Genomic DNA, 17,567 nt, shown 5'->3' with positions numbered 1-17,567 from the left:
CCGCCGGTCTAGTGCGGTTCGCCGTCCGCGACCAGACGCGCGCCGCGCGCGGCCGGCGCCGGCTGGAGACCCGGCGTGACCGGGACCGTCGCCACGGCGCCGGAGGGCCGGACGCGGGCGTACGCCTGACGCGTGGCCTCCAGCAGGATCAGGCCGGCGAAGCCCGGCGCGACGCGGCGGCCGATCTCCTCGAAGCCGTCGGCGGCGCCCAGCAGAGGACGCCACGGCGGCACGTACAGGGTCTGGGACCAGGCCGAGGGCTCCAGCCCCACCTGCCGCACCAGTCCCTCGAGCTGGCGGCGCGTGAAGGGGCGGCCATGGCCGAACGGCGTCGAATCCGCGCGCGCCCACAGCCCCCCGCGCGCGGCGGCCGCGAGGATGACGCGGCCCGTGGGGCTCAGAACCCTGACCGCTTCGGCCAGCACCTGGGCGGGGGCGTCGGCCTCTTCCAGCGCATGGACCAGCAGAATGCGATCGAAGGTCCCCGCCGCGAACGGCAGGGCGCGCTCGTCGACCAGGACCGTGCGGTTGCGCCCCACCGGGGGCCAGGTCTCGGCCCCCTGCCCGCCCGGCATGGCCGCGACCTGCCGACGAGCGCCGACGAAGGCGTCGAGCCACGGCACGGCGTAGCCGAGGCCCAGGACGTCGCAGCCGGCGGCCTCGCCCCAGGCGTCGTCCAGACGCCGCGCGACCAGGCGGCGGACGACCTGTCCGGCCGCCTCACCGTAGAAGGCCCGCAATTCCTCGACGCCACGCCGCATGCCTGCAGGATAGGCCGGGCGGACGCGCGCCGCTAGGATGCGGTCATGACCCTGGACGTGCGCCTGTTCCCCTGCCTTTCGGACAACTACGGCTTTCTGGTCCGCGACTCCGCGAGCGGGGCCGTGGCGGCGGTGGACGCGCCGGACGCGGCGGCGATCCTCGCCGATCTGGAGGCCAGCGGCTGGGGGCGGCTGGACCTGCTGCTGAACACCCACTGGCATCCGGATCACACCCAGGGGAACGGGGCGCTGAAAGGCGCGACGGGCTGCGAGATCGTCGGGCCGGAAGAGGTGCGCCGCGCCGCGCCGCTGGATCGCGTCGTGGCCGGCGGCGACCGGGTCGGGCTGGGAACGACGACCTTCGAGGTTCTGGACACCCCGGGCCACACCCTGGGGCACGTCGTCTTTCTGGCACGAGAAGCGCGCGAGGCGTTCGTCGGCGACGTGATCTTCCCGCTGGGCTGCGGCCGCCTGTTCGAGGGCGCGCCGGCGCAGATGTGGGACAGCCTGTCGGCGGTCGCCGGCTGGGACGGGGCGACGCGGCTGTGGGGGGCGCACGAATATGCGCTGGGCAATGCCGCCTTCGCCGTGACCGTGGACGACCGGCCGGAACTGGCGGCCCATGTGGCGGAGCTGCGGGCCCGGCGGGCGCGGGGCGAGCCGACCGTGCCGACGACGGTCGGGACGGAGCGGCGCTTCAACCCCTTCCTGACGGCGGGGGACGCGGAGACCTTCGCCCTGCGCCGCGCGGCCAAGGACGCGTTCGTCGGCTGAGGCCTATTCGACGCCCGAGATGACCCGGGCGATGCGGGCCGAGGAGGGTCGGCCGGCGTAGCCGGCGGTCGGGTCGATGACGATGGTCAGGACCCCGCGCGCGAAGGTGATGCGGGGACGGCCCTGATCGGTCACCACGATGCGGCGCACGCGGCCCGCGTCCTGGCGCAGGCCGGCGGATCGCGACATGCGCACCAGGGCCTCGACCGCGGTCGACAGGGCGTCGGCGGCCACGGCCTCGGAGCCCCGGCCGATCTCCATGTCGACGATGACCAGCCGGCCCACGGCGTTGGTCGCGCGGCCGCTCTGGTGAATGATGAAGTTGGCCATCTGCACGGCCGTCAGGGTCGGCGGCAGCAGGCGGGCTGCGGAGCCCTCGGACGACACGGGCACGCCCTGCGGCGCGGCCGCCGTGTACAGGGTCATGGCCCCGTCGGGCGTGACGCGCAGCACCTGGTCGCCGGCGTCGTTGCGCAGGATGACGTCGCCGCGCGGGGCCGGCTGGGGCCGCAGGACCCAGACCTCGTTCGAGCGCTCGAACCGCATCAGGGTGCGGGGACCCGAGCGGTCCAGCACGAAGCTCTGCCCCGTCTCGGCGACGTAGCGGCCGGTTTCGGGCATGGCCTGGCGGCTGCGGCCGGGCGCCTCCCCGCGGAGGATGGCGCCGCTCTGGGCGGCGGCCGCGTCGGCGCACAGGCCCAGCCCCGCGACGGCCAGCGCCGTCGCGGTCAGCAGCGGCGCGAACGCCGTCCTGAGCCGCACCGAAGACTTCATGAACCGCACTTGAATGGGGAGCCGCGGCGGATTTTGGGCCGGATTCCGTCAGCCGACGAGATACTGACCGCCGTTCAGGGAAAGGGTGCAGCCTGTGACATATCCGGCACGTTCGCCCGCAAGCCACGAGACCATGTCCGCGATTTCCTCACCTTTTCCGAGTCTTCCAACCGGGATCTGGGCGACGATCCCGGCCAGCACCTTCTCGTCCATGGCCCCGACCATCTCGGTGTCGATGTAGCCCGGCGCGATGCAGTTCACCGTCACGCCCTTGCGCGCGTTCTCCAGCGCCAGCGCCTTGGTGAAGCCGATCATGCCGGCCTTGGCGGCGGAATAGTTGGTCTGGCCGATCTGGCCCTTCTGGCCGTTGATCGAAGAGATGTTGACGATGCGGCCGAAGCCGCGGTCGCGCATGCCGCCGATGACCTGGCGCGTCATGTTGAAGACCGAGTCCATGTTGACGCGGATCACGTCGGACCACTGGTCGTGGGTCATCTTGTGGAAGAAGCCGTCGCGGGTGATGCCGGCGTTGTTCACAAGGACGTCGATCGGCCCCAGCCGGTCCTCGACCTCCTTCACGGCGCGCTCGCAGTCCTCGAACGAGCCGACGTTGCCCTTGACCACCATGACGCCCAGCTCGCGCGCGGTCGCCTCGGCCGCCTCGACGTTGCCGGAGTAGCCGGCGGCGACCTCCATGCCGTCGGCCTTCAGCCGCTCGACGATCGCCTTGCCGATGCCGCGGGTCCCGCCCGTCACCAGTGCCACTCGAGCCATGTGCGCTTCCTTGTTTCCTGACCGGCGGCGCCTCTCACCCGGGCCCCTGCTTCGAAATACGCTTTAGCTTGCCGGGCGTTGCGCGAAAAGCGGCGTTCGCCCGCCGCGGGGCGGCCGGCCGTCACCCCGAAAAACAGGGTCCGGACAGTCCGGACAGTCCGGATGGGGGGGCGTCGTCCTTCATCCCGGCGATGATCGCAGGCGTCCGCGTCAGGACCGGACGTGGCGGGATCGCCCGGGTCAACCGCCGCCGATGCAGTCCATGGCGGCGCGGAGGGCGGCGATGCGGGTCTCGCCCTCGCCGAATATGGCCGCGCGGGCGTCGACGCGGGCGCGGCGCAGGGGCCGGACCGCCTCCGTGCCGGCCCGCAGACAGGACAGGGCCAGGCCCTCCCCGCCGTCGGCCTCGGCCCGGATCACCACGTGCGGCGGGTCCTGCCAGTTGGCCTGAAGCGGCACCAGCGGGGCGACGCAGGTCTCGTACTCCGCCGCGGTCAGACACGGTTCGAACCGGTGGCGATGGGCGGTGGGCTCGGCCCGAAGGAAGGCCTCGTGGGCGCTCATGTACTGCACCAGGGCGTCGGTCCGGGCCCGCGTCTGGGCGTCGGTGGAGACCACCACGATGCGGTAGGACGGCGGGATCGAGGCCGCGCCGCCCGTGGGCGCCAGAACCGCCGTCGCCCCGAGCGCCGCCGCCGTCAGACCGATCATGCGCATGCCGTCGTCCTCCTCCACCGGCCCGACCGTGCCCCCCGCAGCCCGCCGGGGCAAGGCGTGGAGGGGGCGGCGTCAGGAACGGTGGGGCCACCCTCCGCCTTGCCTCCGCCACGAAACGGCGATTTCCTGACCGTCGGAACAGGGAGGAGAGAGGATGCGGGCAGTTCTGATCGCGACGGCGGCGGCGACCGCGCTGGGGAGCGCGGCCTGGGCCCAGCAGGGGCCGCCGCAGGGTCCGGCCGTGCCGGTCGAAAGCGGCGAGCTGAGGGAGGCGTGGAACCCGCGCGTCTCGGCCGGCCCGCCGCCGGGGACCATGCCGGAGTTCGACGGCTGGAGCCTGGGCACGGCCATGCCGCTGGCGCGGTCGGAGCATTCCGTGGCGCTGTTCCGGGGCCAGATCTGGGTGCTGGGCGGCTATCCCCCCGGCCGCCTGCCGACCAGTATGGTCCAGGTCTACGACCCCAGCACCGGCCGCTGGACCCTGGGCCCGCCGCTGCCGCACGCCCTGCACCACGCCATGGTCGCCGAGGTGGACGGCAAACTCTACGTCATCGGCGGCGAGCGCGACGGCGCCAGTTCGGGCAAGCCCGAGGTCTATGTGAACGACGTCTGGATGCACGATCCGGCCGTGGGCGGCTGGGTTCCGCGCGGGCCCATGCCCACGCCCCGCAGCGGCGGCGGCAAGGCGGTGATCGACGGCAAGATCTACGTCGCCGGCGGCCGTCCGCCCGGCGGCCACGCCTTCGAGGTCTATGACCCCGCCACCGACAGCAGGGAGCGGCTGCCCGACCTGCCGACCCAGAGGAACCACCTCGCCATGGTGGCCCTGAACGGCAAGGTGATCGTCGCCGGCGGGCGCTTCGGCCCCGGCGCGGGCGCCGAGCGCACCGACGTGGTGGAGATCTTCGATCCCGCGACCGGCGCCTGGAGCCGGGGCGCCCCCCTGCCCGCGCCGCGCGGCGGCATCACCGGCGCGGTCGTCAACGGCTGCATGTTCGTGTTCGGCGGCGAGGGCGAGCCGACCCATGTGCTGGGCCTTACGCCCACCACCTACGGCTATCATCCCGGCGAGGACCGCTGGACGCAGCTTCCCGACCTGCCCATCGCCGTGCACGGACTGAAGGGCAGCGCGGTCATCGACGGCCGGGTCTTCCTGCCCGGCGGGGCGGTGACGATCGGCGGCAACACGGGCACGAACGCCATGCAGGTGTATCGGCCGGAGATGAGCTGCGGGTGAGGGGCGTAAGCCGGGGCACGCGCTGAGCTCGGGCTTCGGTCGACGTCAGTCCGTGGCAGGCCTGCGCAGGCTCGCCGCGACGAGGCAGAGGATCGCGCCGGTGAGGCCGATCAGAAGCACGAACGCCGCCTCTGCGTAATGGGGCGCGTAGACGTAGAACGGAATCGGCGGGTTCATGTTGATGAGCATCAGCCGCGCGGTGGCCGTGCCGTAGACGGCCCCCAGCGCGCCCCAGCCCAGCGCCCACCCGGCCCCAATGACGGCGTGGGTCCGAGCCCGGACGACCCCCAGCACCGCCGAGATCACCGACAGCGCCGCCAAGCCCTTCAGCACGAAGTCCCCGTGCATCAGACGAAGCGGGACGTGCACGAGCAACATGTCCGCCGCGACAGCCAGGCAGACGACGCCGACGGCGGCGGCGAGCCAGGCGAGGCCCAGTACGATCGGCGCTGAGCGGGCGAACATGCCGGGACGCTAGCGACTGGCCGGGCCCCTGTCATGCGGCCGCCGGGAGTGACCGATCTCACGGGCCGAAGCGCCGCGAGCGACTCCGACCGCCTAATGCACCCGCGCCTTCCCGATCTCCAGCCCGCCCTCGCCGGCTGACACGGCGATCACCGACCCGTCCGCGATCTCGCCGGCCAGCAGTTTCCGCGCGATGGGGTCGACCAGTTCCTTCTGGATCACCCGCTTCAGCGGCCGGGCGCCGTAGACCGGGTCATAGCCCTTGTCGGCCAGCCAGGCGGCGGCGGCGTCGTCCAGGGCGAGGGTCAGGCGGCGGTCGGCGAGGAGGCGCTCGAACCGGGCCAGCTGGATGCGGACGATTCCGCCCATCTGTTCGCGGCCGAGGCGGCGGAACAGGATGATCTCGTCGATGCGGTTCAGGAACTCCGGTCGGAAATGGGCGCGGACGGCCTCCATGACCACGGGGCGCACGGCCTCGACGTCCTCGCCCTCGGCCTGATCGGCCAGAACGCCTGAGCCGAGGTTGGAGGTCAGGATGATCAGGGTGTTCCTGAAATCGACCACCCGGCCCTGACCGTCGGTCAGGCGGCCGTCGTCCAGCACCTGCAGGAGCACGTTGAAGACGTCGGGGTGGGCCTTTTCCACCTCGTCGAACAGCACGACCTGATAGGGGCGGCGACGCACCGCCTCGGTCAGGGCGCCGCCCTCGTCATAGCCGACGTAGCCCGGAGGGGCGCCGATCAGGCGGCTGACGGAGTGCTTCTCCATGTACTCCGACATGTCGATGCGGGTGATGGCCGCCTCGTCGTCGAACAGAAATTCGGCCAGGGCCTTGGTCAGCTCGGTCTTGCCCACGCCCGTGGGGCCCAGGAACAGGAAGCTGCCCAGCGGGCGGTTGGGGTCGTTCAGACCGGCGCGGGCGCGGCGCACGGCGTCGGACACGGCGATCAGGGCGTCGTCCTGACCCACCACGCGGCCGCGAAGGGCGTCCTCCATCTTGAGCAGCTTCTCGCGCTCGCCCTCCAGCATCTTGTCGACGGGCACGCCGGTCCAGCGGCTGACCACCGCGGCGATCTGTTCGGCGTCGACCACCTCGGGCGTCAGCGGGCCCGAGGCGTCGGCCTCGTTCGCTTCGGCTTCCGCCAGTTGCTTCTCGATCTGCGGGATCTGGCCGTAGGCGATCTCGGACGCGCGGCCCAGGTCGCCGGCGCGCTGGGCGGCGGCCAGTTCCGCGCGCAGGCGGTCCAGCGTCTCGCGCAACTGGGCGCCGCCGGCGACCTTTTCCTTCTCCGACTTCCAGCGGGCGGTCAGGTCCTCGGACTGGCCCTCCAGATCGGCGATCTCGTCCTCCAGCTTCTCCAGACGCTGGCGGCTGGCGGAGTCGGTCTCCTTCTTGAGCGCCTCGCGCTCGATCTTCAGCTGGACCAGGCGCCGGTCGATCTCGTCCAGCGCCTCGGGCTTGGAATCCACCGCCATGCGCACCCGCGACGCGGCTTCGTCGATCAGGTCGATCGCCTTGTCGGGCAGGAAGCGGTCGGTGATGTAGCGGTTCGACAGGGTGGCCGCGGCGACGATGGCCGAGTCCGAGATGCGCACCCCGTGGTGGACCTCGTACTTCTCCTTCAGTCCACGAAGGATCGACACCGTGTCCTCCACAGTCGGCTCGGAGACGAAGACGGGCTGGAAGCGGCGGGCCAGGGCCGCGTCTTTCTCCACGTGCTTGCGGTATTCGTCGAGCGTGGTGGCGCCGACGCAGTGCAGCTCGCCGCGGGCCAGCGCGGGCTTCAGCAGGTTGGACGCGTCCATGGCGCCGTCGCCTTTGCCGGCGCCGACCAGGGTGTGCATCTCATCGATGAAGAGGACGATCTGGCCCTCGGCGGCGGCGGTTTCGTTCAGCACGGCCTTAAGCCGTTCCTCGAACTCGCCGCGGTATTTCGCGCCCGCGATCAGGGCGCCCATGTCCAGCGCCATGACCTTCTTGTCGCGCAGGGACTCCGGCACGTCGCCGTTGACGATGCGCAGGGCCAGCCCCTCGACGATGGCGGTCTTGCCGACGCCGGGCTCGCCGATCAGGACGGGGTTGTTCTTGGTGCGGCGGGCCAGCACCTGGATGGTGCGGCGGATCTCCTCGTCCCGGCCGATGACCGGGTCGATCTTTCCGTCGGCGGCGGCCAGGGTCAGGTCGCGGGCGTAGCGCTTCAGGGCGTCGTAGGCGTCCTCCGCGCCTGCGGAGTCGGCGGTCTTGCCCTTGCGCACCTCGAGGATGGCGGCGTCCAGCCCGTCCGGCGTCACGCCGGCGGCGGCCAGCACCGTCCTGGCCACGCCGCCCTCGCGGGCGAGGGCGGAGAGGATGCGCTCGGTGGTGACGAAGGCGTCGCCGGCCTTCTTCGCGGCCTGTTCGGCGGCGGCGAAGACGCGGGCCGTGTCGCCGTCGAGGTAGAGCTGGCCGGAGCCGCCCTCGACCTGGGCGCGCTTGGACAGGGCGGTCTCCACGTCCGCCTCGGCGCGCTTCGCGTCGCCGCCGGCGGCGGTGATCAGGTTGCGGGCCAGGCCGTCGCGCTCCTCCAGCAGCACCTTGAGCAGGTGCTCGGGCGCGAACTGCTGGTGCCGGCGCGCCAGCGCCAGGCTTTGGGCCGACTGGACGGCCTGTTTGGCGCGGTCGGAGTAGAGGTCGAGATTCACGGTGCATCCCTTCGAGAAGCGGACTTCCGCCGGGGCGTCCTCATGCAAGCGACGCGCCGTGCGGCTGGGCCTGAGTTGGGTGTGGCGTACGCGTCACACAAGGGCGTTGGCGCGGGATTTCGCGGGGCCTAGGGTCGGCGCGAGGAGGCGTCCGTGATCCCCCATTCGGCCTGGCCCGTCGACCCGGGCGTGATCCTGCCCTTTCTGGTCGCCGTGCTGCTGATCGAGCTGACTCCCGGACCCAACATGGGCTGGCTGGCGCTGGTCGCGGCGGGGCGCGGGCGGGCGGCGGGGCTTGCGGCCGTGGCGGGCGTGGCCCTGGGTCTTGGCGCGTGGATGGTCGCCGCCGCCGTGGGGGTCAGTCAGGCGCTGGCGCGTGCGCCGGCGCTGTATCAGGGTCTGCGGTGGGCCGGCGTCGGCTTCCTGCTGTGGCTGGCGTGGGAGGCGTGGCGCGCGCCGCCGCACGACGTGGCCGTGGTCGACGCTGACCCCCGGCGGGGACTGTTCCTGCGCGGGCTGGTCGGCAATCTGCTGAACCCGAAGGCGGCCGTGCTGTACGTGGCGCTGCTGCCCGGCTTCATGCGGCCTGACCACGCCGCGCCCTGGATGCAGGCGCTGACGCTGGGGGCCGGGCATGTGGCCGTGGCGACGGCGGTGCACGGGGCCATCGTGCTGGGTGCCGACCGCGCTGGGCGGGTCGCCCTCGCCCGGGCGCAGGGGCCCGTCGTGCGCGCCCTGATGGCCGGCGGGATCGCGGCGGTGGCGATCTGGACGGCGTGGCAGACGCGGTGAGGCGCGGCGTGGACGGCCCCCGTCGGCCGCGCTAGCGTCCGCGCCACAGTCTTCGGGAGCGTCGCCTCATGTCCGTTCGTCTCAGCCGCCGGTCGGCCCTGTTCGCCACGGCCGGCGCGGCCGCCGCCCTGCCCTCGATCTCGTGGGCGCAGGACGCCGCCAACGACGACGCGGCGCTGGCGGAGGCCGTCGACGCGTACGTGCGGAAATGTCTGGAGGCGTGGCCCGACCAGCCGGCGCTGTCGGTGGCGGTGGTCAAGGACGGACAGGCGATCCTGACGCGGGGCTATGGCGTGAAGGCGATGGACCGGCCGGGGGCGGCGGACGAGCGGACCCTGTTCGCCGTGGCGTCCAACACCAAGGCGGTGACCTGCGCCGCGCTGGCCATTCTGGTCGACGAGGGCAAGGTGAAGTGGGACGCGCCGGTGCGCGACTACCTGCCCGGCTTCAGCCTGTCGAAGCCCGGGCTGAACGACATGGTGACGGTGCGCGACCTGGTCAGCCACCGCATCGGCTTCGGCCTGGGCGCGGGCGACCTGCTGTTCTGGCCGAACTCGGACCGGACGCGGGCGGAGATCATGGCGGCGATCCCGCACGTGCCGATCGAGGACCAGTTCCGCACGCGCTACCACTACTGCAACCTGATGTTCGTCGCCGCCGGCGAGGTGGTGGCGGCGGCGTCGGGCCTGCCGTGGGAAGCCTTCGTCCAGACGCGCATCCTCGACCGGCTTGGCATGGCCGACACCCTGCCCGTCATGCGCGGCGCCGATCCGGCGAGATGCGCCCTGCCCCACGGCCGGGTGGGTCCGCCGCTCCGCTATCAGGGCGCCATGACGCGCATCGCCGACAGCGTGCAGGAGGTCTGGGACTGGTCGGCCGCCGGGGCCGCGGGCGGCTTCCTGACCAACGCCGTCGACTGGTCGAAGTGGATGGCCGTGCAGCTGGCGAACGGCGCCCTGCCCGACGGCACGCGGCTGTTCTCGGAAGCTCAGAGCCGCGAAATGTGGCGACCGAACGTGATCGTCTCCAACTCCGGCGGGCCGACGCCGGACATGCCGGGCCGCGCCGTGACGGCCACCTACGCCACGGGCTGGCAGGTCATGGACTATCGCGGCGAGCGGCTGATCACCCACGGGGGCGGCTCGCCGGGCGGCATCTCGGGCACGGTGCTGCTGCCGGGCCGCAAGGTCGGGTTCAGCTACTTCACCAACGCCGAGGAGAGCTTCCTGCTGCGCGCCCTGCGCTCGGGCATCGCCGACGTGATCATGGGACCGACGCGCATGGGTCCGGCCTTCGACTGGATCGCGGACTCGAAGCGGCTGGAGACCGAGGGGAACGCCCGCTCGCTCGCCGCGGCGGCCGAGATCGACGCGAAGCAGGCGGCGGGGGCCAAGCCCTCACTGCCGCAGTCGGCCTATGCCGGGACCTGGCGCGATCCCTGGTACGGCGACGTCAGGATCACGGCGCGCGACGTGCAGCTGTGGCTGGAGTTCACGCGGTCGCCCGCCCTGAAGGGGCCGCTGGAACCGTATGACGGCGAGACCTTCCGCACACGCTTCCCCGACAAGCGGGAGGAGGACGTCTTCGTCACCTTCGAGCTGGAGAACGGCCACCCGGTGCGCGCCACCATGAAGGCCGTCAGTCCGGACGCCGACTTCAGCTACGACTTCCACGACCTGAAGCTGACGCGGGTCGGCTGACGGCCTACCGCGTGCCGAACAGGCGGTCGCCGGCGTCGCCGAGGCCGGGCGCGATGTAGCCGTGCTCGTTCAGCTGGCGGTCGACGGCGGCCGTCCAGACCGGCACGTCGGGATGGAAGGCCTTGAGCCGCTCGATGCCCTCCGGCGAGGCGACCAGGCAGACGAAGCGCAGGTCGGTGACGCCGCGCTCCTTCAGCCGTTCCAGGGCGGCGACGGCGGTGTTGCCGGTGGCCAGCATGGGATCGACGACGATCACCAGCCGGTCGGCGACGTCCAGCGGCGCCTTGAAATAGTATTCGACCGCGACCAGCGTCTCCGGGTCGCGGTACAGGCCGATGTGGGCCACGCGGGCGGCGGGGATCAGATCCAGCATGCCCTCAAGAAGGCCGACGCCGGCGCGGAGGATGGGCGCCAGAACCAGCTTCTTTCCGGCCAGCCGCGCGCCCTCGGCGGGCTCCACCGGCGTCTGGATCGACACGGGCTCGAGCGGCAGGTCGCGCGTGACCTCGTAGCAGAGCAGGGTCGAAATCTCGCGCAGGAGGCGACGGAACTGGGCCGTGGAGGTGTCCCGGTTCCGCATCAGGGTCAGCTTGTGCCGCACCAGCGGATGGTCGACCACGGTCACGCCGGGAATGCGGTGGGTCATCAAAACACGGTCCCGTCGGAAAGGATGGTGAGGGGCGGACCGCCGCCGGCGCGGCGTTCGGCGGCGAGGCGACGTCCGGCCGCCCAGGTGCCGCCTTCGAGGATGCTGGCCAGAGGCATGGCTTCGGCCGACGCGCCCAGTTCGGCGCGCACCAGCGGCGCGACGCGGTCCAGCAGGGCCACGGTCAGGGCGCGCCAGGCGACGATGCGCGGATCCGAAACGGGCCACGATCGGTCCGCGTCGGCCGGATCGGCGAGGGCCAGAACGCCCGAGTCGAGGAACAGGCCGCCGTTGCGATACTCGGCCAGACCCGTGAGGCCGTCGAGGTCGGCCACCGCGATCCCGGCCTGCACCAGCGGCTCGACGAGCGAATAGCTGAGCCACTGGCTGAGCTTGTGGATCGGCACGAGGCCGTCCGTCGCGTCGTCGCGCTTCAGGGCCGGATGCCGCCAGACGTCGCCCAGATCGACGCCGCCGAGGCTGAGGCGGTCGCGCCAGATCGGGCCGAGCGCGTCCAGCAGCACCTCGAGGATGACGGGCGCGGAAAGGACGCCGTCGACGGCGCGGGCCGCCATGGCGTCGAACAGGCCGCCGGGTCGCGGGGCGTCGGCGCGGGCGAACAGATCGGGCCGGGCGCGGACACGGTCGCCGAGCCGGTTCATCAGGGCCGCGCGTCCCGCCAGCCCCGCCAGAGGATTGTCCTCGCCGACCTGGAATCCGCGCCCCAGCGCCTCGACCGACAGGGCCGCCAGGGCGCCCGCGTCGGCGCGCAGCGGATCGGCGGGCCGGTCGGAAAAGACGCCGGTCCGGAACAGGCGGAGCGAGGCCAGCGCCAGCCCCTCGGATCGCGCCGCCTCAATGCCCGTCTGCGCGTCGCGCCAGCGCCAGCCCGGCCCGGCGCCGGCGTCCAGCAGGACCGAGACCACGGCCAGATCGAACGCGGCCCGCGCCCGCGCCGCCGGGTCCGGCGTCCCGCGCGCCGCCTCGGTCCAGAGGTCGTGCCCGTCGAAGACGAAATGCCGCCAGCGCGCGTGGAAGGGGACCTTCAGATCCGGATACCGGTCGCGGATCACCCCCGCGACGAACCGGGCCGTCGCCGGCAGACGATCGAGATCGACGCGCCAGCCCTCGACGCGGCCGTCCAGCGCCAGCTCCAGCATCTCATGGGCGCGGGTGCGCACGGCGGCGGCCGTCAGCAGCTCCCGCGCGGCGGCGGAGTCAGAACTTGCCAAGGTCTCGGCCCACCACCTGCGTCAGCTCCTCGGCCGACCTCGCGCCCTCGGGCGCGAAGTAGCCGGCGGCCTTCTTGGCCTCCATCTCGACCGAGGCGTCGTCGGGAATCAGATCGTCGGGGATGGGCACGCGTTCGCCGATCTCTATGCCGGCGCCGGTCAGGGCGTCGTGCTTCATGTTCGACATGGAGACGAAGCGGTCGATGCGGCGGACGCCCAGCCAGTGCAGGACGTCGGGCATCAGCTGCTGGAAGCGCGCGTCCTGCACCCCCGCCACACATTCGGTGCGCTCGAAATAGGTGGCGGCCTGGTCGCCGCCCGGCTGGCGCTTGCGGGCGTTGTAGACGAGGAATTTGGTCACCTCGCCCAGCGCCCTGCCCTCCTTGCGATTGTAGACGATCAGGCCGGCGCCGCCCTCCTGCGCCTGGCGTACGCACTCCTCGATGCCGTGGGTCAGGTAAGGGCGGCAGGTGCAGATGTCGGAGCCGAAGACGTCCGATCCGTTGCACTCGTCGTGCACGCGGCAGGTCAGCCTGTGGGCCGGATCGCCGATCTTCGCCGGGTCGCCGAACACGTACAGGGTGATGCCCCCGATGGGCGGCAGGAAGACCTTCAGGTCCGGCCGGGTCACCAGGTCGGCGTACATGCCGCCGGTCTCCTCGAAGAGGGCCCGGCGCAGGGCCGTCTCGGTCACGCCGAAGCGTTCGGCGATGCCGGGCAACCACCAGACGGGGTCGATCGCCGCCTTGGTCACCGCCACGTCGCGGGTTTCGTGAACGACCGTCCCGTCGACGGACAGGCGGCCGGCGTCGATGGCCTGACCGATCTCCGGCAGGCTGAGCCGCGCTTTCGTCACGGCGATGGTCGGCCGCACGTCCAGTCCGTCGCGGATCTCGTCGGCGAAGGCCTCGGCCACCAGATGGCCCCAGGGGTCCAGCGACACGATCCTCGCCGGATCGCGCCACTGCTCGAAGGGCCCGAAGGCGTGGGTCGGGAAGGTGTCGGTCAGGTCCGGCCGCGCGCCGGCGCTCATCGCGCCCGACGAAATGGCCAGCGCCCTGTACAGGGAGTAGGCGCCGCCGTGCGCGCCCATGGCGTTGCGATCCGACCCGGCGCGCGCCGAGGCCACGACCGGGCCGCGCTCCCGCGCCGTCGCCGCGCCCCAGTCGACCGGAAACCGGGTGGCCGCGCCGCCGCCGGGGTGGGAATTGAGCCGGATGTGCCCGCTGCGGTTCGACGTCATGCGAGAGTCCTGATCGAAGGAATCTCGCAGTCAGGCACCAAGCGGGGCCGCTGTCGAGAGGGCGGCGTCCGCGCGTCCCTCAGTGCGCGAACAGGACGCTCACCTTCACAGACGCAAACGTCTGCCGACGGTCGGGGCGCATGGGGCGATTCCCGCCGCCGGGAGCCTCAGGGAAATGAACCTCAAGACCTTCCTTCTGACCGCCTTCGCGGCCGCCGGCCTGGTCCAGGCGTCAAGCCGTCTCCAGCCACCGAAACCGGCTGGAGAGGAAATGGCGCACCCGAAGAGATTCGAACTCCTGACCCCCAGATTCGTAGTCTGGTGCTCTATCCAGCTGAGCTACGGGTGCGCACTGGCCTTGACGGCGAGGGCGGTCATCTAACGGTTCGGGCGCGGCAAGGCAAGCCGTGCCCGAACGGTTTTCGGTCCGGTCACCAGTCCGTGGGCATGGGCCGATCCTCGGCCGATCCGGCCCAGGTGATGGAGGTGATCCACCACCGCTTGCCGTCGTTGAACAGGGTGACCGAGTTGACTCCGCTCTGGACCACAGGGCCGCCCTCGACCTCCAGCGTCTCATAGGCGCTCAGCACCTGGGTCAGGGGGCCCCACTGCTGCACCTTGCGTCCGACCTCGCGCTCGAAGAAGGCGTGCTCCATGAAATAGGCGCCGGAGTTGCGGGCGTAGTCGGCGGTGCCGCCGAGGCGCAGCCGGGCGACCCCGTCGCGCACGGGGCCGGAGCCGCCCATGATCGCGCCGGGCAGGAACAGGCCGTTGAACCGGTCCCAGTCGCGCGGGCCCGCCGGGCCGGAGATGACGTCGTAGAGGGCGGCCATGATGCCGTCGAGCGTCTCCACGTCCGCCGGGTTCGGCACGTGGGCGGGGGCCGCGGCCGTGGCCGGCGCCTCCTGCGACAGGGCCGGCGTGGCGGCGAGGGCGAGCACGAGGGCGGCGGCGAGCGGGCGGATCATGACGGGCTCCGTGACGGGTCTGCCGCGCATGAGGCACGGCGCGCGGGGTTGGCGCAAGCGCCCCCCTCCCCTAGGTGTCGAGGCATGACCGCCAGCTTCTCCCGTCGCGCCTTGCTCGCCCTGGCTTCGGCCGCCCTGCTGGTCGCGGGAGGCTGCGTCGGCGCGCCGACGACGACGCCTGCGCCGGCGGCGGCTCCGGCCCCGCCGCCGGCGCGGGGGCCGTTCGTCGCGGCGGCCAATCCGCTGGCGGTCGAGGCGGGAATGAAGGTGCTGCGCGAGGGAGGGTCGTCCGTCGACGCCGCGGTGGCGATCCAGGCGGTGCTGGGGCTGGTGGAGCCGCAGTCGTCGGGCCTGGGCGGCGGCGCCTTCATGATGCATTACGACGCCGAAACCGGCGACATCACCAGCTTCGACGGGCGCGAGACGGCGCCGGCCGCGGCGACGCCGGAGCTGTTCCATGAGGACGGCAAGCCGCTGGATTTCCGAGACGCCGTGCTGTCTGGCCGCTCCACCGGCGTGCCCGGGGCGGTGGCGATGCTGGGCATGGCGCACGAGAAGCACGGCCGGCTGGCATGGAGCGCCCTGTTCGACGACGCCGAGCGGCTGGCGCGCGACGGCTTCGTCGTGTCGCCGAGACTGGCCGGCTTCGCCGCCTCGCGCAGCGGGCAGGGCGGCACGCCGTGGGCCGAGGCCTATTTCAGCAAGCCGGACGGGAGCCGCGTGGTCGCCGGCGACGTCCTGAAGAATCCGGCCTATGCGCGTACCGTGGCCGAGCTGGCCGCGGGCGGGCCGGACACACTGTACGAAGGCCGGATCGCCGCCGAGATCCTGACCGCCGTGGGCGCCCAGCCGCGCCCGGGAGCGCTGTCGGCGGCCGATCTCGCGGCCTATGAGCCCAAGGAGCGCGGGGCGCTGTGCCGACCCTACCGCCTCTATCTCGTCTGCGTGCCGCCGCCGCCGTCGTCGGGAGTGGCGGTCCTGCAGTTCCTCGGCATGGCCGAGACCGTGCCGGCCATCCTGGAGGGCCCCGGGAGCGTCGACGCCTGGGTGACCTTCGCCCAGCTGCAGCGCGTCATGTACGCCGACCGTGACCGGTACGTCGGCGACCCGGCCTTCACCGGCGTGCCGGTGCAGGGGATGCTGGACGAGGGCTACGTCGCCGAACGGGCGGAGCTGGCCCTGACCCTGACGGGCGCGGCCGAGGCCGGGCGGCCGCCGGGCGGCGTGATCCGCGGTTTCGACGCGACGCAGGAGCCGTCGGGCACCAGCCACTTCGTCGTGGTGGACGCCGAGGGCGACGTGGTCAGCATGACGACCACGGTCGAAAGCGTGTTCGGTTCGGGCCGGATGGCGGCGGGCTTCTTCCTGAACAACCAGCTGACCGACTTCTCGTTCGAGCCCCTGCGCGAAGACGGCCGGCCGGCCGCCAATGCGGTCGCGCCGGGCAAGCGGCCGAGGTCGTCGATGTCGCCGATCATCGTGCTGGACATGAACGGCCGCTTCGTCGCGGCGCTGGGCTCGCCCGGCGGGACCTCGATCCTGGCCTACAACGTCAAGGCGCTGGTGGGGGTTCTGGACTGGGGCCTGCCGATGCAGGCGGCCTTCGACCTGCCCAATCTGGTGGCGCGCGGCGACGGCTTCGGCGCGGACGCCGAGCGGTTCTCGCCCGGCCTGCGCGCGGCCCTGGGCGAGCGGGGGATCGTGATCCGGCCGAACACCAGCGAGAACTCGGGCCTGCATGGCGCGATCTGGCGGCGAGGCCCGGACGACGTCTGGCGCTGGGACGGCGGCGCCGACGACCGGCGCGAAGGCGTGGTCGCCTACTAGCCGCTCACCATTCCGGCTTGATCGACAGCTGGAAGGCGAACAGGCCCTCGCTGACGTCGGTGTCGACGCCCTCGCCGAGGCGCATGCCCTCGACCTCGACCTCGCGGTAAACCAGTCCGACGGACCCGTGGACGGGGCCCTGACGCATGGCGACGCCCAGCGAGGCGTCGCCGATGAAGGCCCCGGAGTCGTGGCTGACGCCGGATCGGGCGAAGCCGCCGTCCCGGGTGCGGGCGAAGTTGTAGCCGACGGCGCGGCCGGAGCCGGCGGCGTAGACGTACCAGCGCGGACGGTCGCCGAAGGCTTCCGAACCGTCCGGCACCATGCGCTCCAGATCGTTGCCGATCTTCAGCGTCGCCCCGGCCTCGGCCGAACCGCCTCGCGAGCCCAGGCCGATGCCGGCGTGCGGCGTCAGCGACACCTCAAGGCCGGACTCCGTGCGGGCGATCGCCGTCGGCCAACCGCGCGTGTAGCTCAGATCGAAGGCTTCGGAATCCAGCATGGCCGCGTCCATCGGCCCCGGCGGCAGGGGGGAGCCGTCGACGCGCTGCATCTGGCCGGAGCGGGTCAGGCGGAAGCGGTCGGTGGCGCCTTCGCCCTCGACCCAGACGTCGCGCTGGACCGCGACCCAGGGCGAGTCCGGCTGGGCCATGACGCGGGTCGCGGACGGGCCGGGGTCGGAAAAGCCGGAGCTGGAGGCCAGCGCGGCGGCCGGCGCCGCGCGGTTCAACCGCGAGGTCGCGTCGGTCCCGTCGCCCCAGGTCTGGCGGATGGAGGTCTGGGCCGCGGCCGCGCCGGCGACGAGGCACAGCGCCGCCGTGACGGTGCCCCCCGCGATCCGGCGTCCTGCCTCGGTCCAACGCATTCCGGTCCCCTCAAACCGTCGGTCAGGTCCTCAGCATGCCCCAAGCGGCAAGGCTGCGCCACCGACGATTTCGCCGGGAAAACGGCGCCTTGAGGTCAAGGTTCCGAATC

Annotated in this window: 16 protein-coding genes and 1 tRNA gene; 5 read left to right on the top strand and 12 right to left on the bottom strand. The window is 72.5% G+C overall.

The window, feature by feature from the left end:
* Positions 1–8 precede the first annotated feature (8 nt).
* The gene (locus tag EFJ44_RS05015; protein ID WP_125256119.1) at positions 9–761 is read right to left on the bottom strand and encodes a class I SAM-dependent methyltransferase; all 753 of its coding nucleotides are present in this window, start codon (positions 759–761) and stop codon (positions 9–11) included.
* A 45-nt stretch (positions 762–806) separates the two neighbouring features.
* Between EFJ44_RS05015 and gloB the strand changes: the two genes are divergently transcribed.
* Positions 807–1,535, top strand: coding sequence for a hydroxyacylglutathione hydrolase (gene gloB, locus EFJ44_RS05010; RefSeq protein ID WP_125256118.1), 729 nt, complete (start codon positions 807–809; stop codon positions 1,533–1,535).
* 3 nt (positions 1,536–1,538) lie between these two features.
* Here the strand turns inward: gloB and EFJ44_RS05005 are convergent, their stop codons facing one another.
* The 3 genes from EFJ44_RS05005 to EFJ44_RS04995 form a co-directional block, all read right to left on the bottom strand.
* Positions 1,539–2,309, bottom strand: a complete 771-nt coding sequence (locus tag EFJ44_RS05005) for a DUF4908 domain-containing protein (RefSeq protein WP_125256117.1) — start codon at positions 2,307–2,309, stop codon at positions 1,539–1,541.
* A gap of 48 nt (positions 2,310–2,357) precedes the next feature.
* Positions 2,358–3,083: an acetoacetyl-CoA reductase gene (gene phbB / locus EFJ44_RS05000; RefSeq protein ID WP_125256116.1), complete on the bottom strand. Its 726-nt coding sequence runs from the start codon at positions 3,081–3,083 to the stop codon at positions 2,358–2,360.
* A gap of 240 nt (positions 3,084–3,323) precedes the next feature.
* Positions 3,324–3,800 (bottom strand): hypothetical protein, encoded by a 477-nt coding sequence (locus EFJ44_RS04995; protein WP_125256115.1) that lies wholly within the window; start codon positions 3,798–3,800, stop codon positions 3,324–3,326.
* A 154-nt stretch (positions 3,801–3,954) separates the two neighbouring features.
* Here EFJ44_RS04995 and EFJ44_RS04990 point away from each other — a divergent pair, with 154 nt between their 5' ends.
* Positions 3,955–5,037 (top strand): Kelch repeat-containing protein, encoded by a 1,083-nt coding sequence (locus tag EFJ44_RS04990; RefSeq protein WP_125256114.1) that lies wholly within the window; start codon positions 3,955–3,957, stop codon positions 5,035–5,037.
* Between the two features lie 45 nt (positions 5,038–5,082).
* Here EFJ44_RS04990 and EFJ44_RS04985 read toward each other — a convergent pair whose 3' ends face one another.
* On the bottom strand, positions 5,083–5,502 hold the full coding sequence (locus EFJ44_RS04985) for a hypothetical protein (protein ID WP_125256113.1): 420 nt from the start codon (positions 5,500–5,502) through the stop codon (positions 5,083–5,085).
* A 93-nt stretch (positions 5,503–5,595) separates the two neighbouring features.
* Entirely contained in the window at positions 5,596–8,184 is a 2,589-nt protein-coding gene (gene clpB / locus EFJ44_RS04980; RefSeq protein WP_125256112.1) for an ATP-dependent chaperone ClpB, read from the bottom strand.
* A gap of 153 nt (positions 8,185–8,337) precedes the next feature.
* Here clpB and EFJ44_RS04975 point away from each other — a divergent pair, with 153 nt between their 5' ends.
* Together EFJ44_RS04975 and EFJ44_RS04970 are read left to right on the top strand one after the other, a co-directional pair.
* Entirely contained in the window at positions 8,338–8,976 is a 639-nt protein-coding gene (locus EFJ44_RS04975; protein WP_241209685.1) for a LysE family translocator, read from the top strand.
* A gap of 68 nt (positions 8,977–9,044) precedes the next feature.
* Positions 9,045–10,676, top strand: coding sequence for a serine hydrolase (locus EFJ44_RS04970; RefSeq protein WP_125256111.1), 1,632 nt, complete (start codon positions 9,045–9,047; stop codon positions 10,674–10,676).
* 4 nt (positions 10,677–10,680) lie between these two features.
* Here the strand turns inward: EFJ44_RS04970 and upp are convergent, their stop codons facing one another.
* The 5 genes from upp to EFJ44_RS04945 form a co-directional block, all read right to left on the bottom strand.
* Entirely contained in the window at positions 10,681–11,310 is a 630-nt protein-coding gene (gene upp, locus EFJ44_RS04965) for a uracil phosphoribosyltransferase (RefSeq protein ID WP_206426889.1), read from the bottom strand.
* 11 nt (positions 11,311–11,321) lie between these two features.
* Positions 11,322–12,554 (bottom strand): DUF1688 family protein, encoded by a 1,233-nt coding sequence (locus tag EFJ44_RS04960; protein WP_206426878.1) that lies wholly within the window; start codon positions 12,552–12,554, stop codon positions 11,322–11,324.
* Positions 12,541–13,797: a GTP cyclohydrolase II gene (locus EFJ44_RS04955; protein WP_125256109.1), complete on the bottom strand. Its 1,257-nt coding sequence runs from the start codon at positions 13,795–13,797 to the stop codon at positions 12,541–12,543. Before EFJ44_RS04955 ends, EFJ44_RS04960 begins: the two co-directional genes overlap by 14 nt.
* 272 nt (positions 13,798–14,069) lie before the next feature.
* A tRNA-Arg gene (locus EFJ44_RS04950) sits at positions 14,070–14,146 on the bottom strand.
* An 82-nt stretch (positions 14,147–14,228) separates the two neighbouring features.
* A complete protein-coding gene (locus tag EFJ44_RS04945) occupies positions 14,229–14,765 on the bottom strand; it encodes a nuclear transport factor 2 family protein (protein WP_125256108.1) in 537 nt (178 codons plus the stop codon).
* Positions 14,766–14,849: 84 nt separating this feature from the next.
* On the opposite strand from EFJ44_RS04945, the gene EFJ44_RS04940 reads away from it, so the two are divergent.
* Positions 14,850–16,592: a gamma-glutamyltransferase family protein gene (locus tag EFJ44_RS04940; RefSeq protein WP_125256107.1), complete on the top strand. Its 1,743-nt coding sequence runs from the start codon at positions 14,850–14,852 to the stop codon at positions 16,590–16,592.
* Between the two features lie 4 nt (positions 16,593–16,596).
* Here EFJ44_RS04940 and EFJ44_RS04935 read toward each other — a convergent pair whose 3' ends face one another.
* Complete coding sequence (locus EFJ44_RS04935) at positions 16,597–17,457, bottom strand: lipid A-modifier LpxR family protein (protein ID WP_125256106.1); 861 nt, start codon at positions 17,455–17,457, stop codon at positions 16,597–16,599.
* Between the last annotated feature and the right edge of the window lie 110 nt (positions 17,458–17,567).

Source organism: Brevundimonas fluminis, from assembly GCF_003934285.1.
GTDB classification, from domain to species: Bacteria; Pseudomonadota; Alphaproteobacteria; order Caulobacterales; family Caulobacteraceae; genus Brevundimonas; species Brevundimonas fluminis.
This window is presented reverse-complemented; position numbering and strand designations above follow the sequence as displayed.

Bases quoted from the DNA above. Each gene is read 5' to 3' on its own strand.
- EFJ44_RS05015 (WP_125256119.1), bottom strand. From the start codon at position 761: ATGCGGCGTGGCGTCGAGGAATTGCGGGCCTTCTACGGTGAGGCGGCC.
- gloB (WP_125256118.1), top strand. From the start codon at position 807: ATGACCCTGGACGTGCGCCTGTTCCCCTGCCTTTCGGACAACTACGGC.
- EFJ44_RS05005 (WP_125256117.1), bottom strand. From the start codon at position 2,309: ATGAAGTCTTCGGTGCGGCTCAGGACGGCGTTCGCGCCGCTGCTGACC.
- phbB (WP_125256116.1), bottom strand. From the start codon at position 3,083: ATGGCTCGAGTGGCACTGGTGACGGGCGGGACCCGCGGCATCGGCAAG.
- EFJ44_RS04995 (WP_125256115.1), bottom strand. From the start codon at position 3,800: ATGCGCATGATCGGTCTGACGGCGGCGGCGCTCGGGGCGACGGCGGTT.
- EFJ44_RS04990 (WP_125256114.1), top strand. From the start codon at position 3,955: ATGCGGGCAGTTCTGATCGCGACGGCGGCGGCGACCGCGCTGGGGAGC.
- EFJ44_RS04985 (WP_125256113.1), bottom strand. From the start codon at position 5,502: ATGTTCGCCCGCTCAGCGCCGATCGTACTGGGCCTCGCCTGGCTCGCC.
- EFJ44_RS04970 (WP_125256111.1), top strand. From the start codon at position 9,045: ATGTCCGTTCGTCTCAGCCGCCGGTCGGCCCTGTTCGCCACGGCCGGC.
- EFJ44_RS04955 (WP_125256109.1), bottom strand. From the start codon at position 13,797: ATGACGTCGAACCGCAGCGGGCACATCCGGCTCAATTCCCACCCCGGC.
- EFJ44_RS04945 (WP_125256108.1), bottom strand. From the start codon at position 14,765: ATGATCCGCCCGCTCGCCGCCGCCCTCGTGCTCGCCCTCGCCGCCACG.
- EFJ44_RS04940 (WP_125256107.1), top strand. From the start codon at position 14,850: ATGACCGCCAGCTTCTCCCGTCGCGCCTTGCTCGCCCTGGCTTCGGCC.
- EFJ44_RS04935 (WP_125256106.1), bottom strand. From the start codon at position 17,457: ATGCGTTGGACCGAGGCAGGACGCCGGATCGCGGGGGGCACCGTCACG.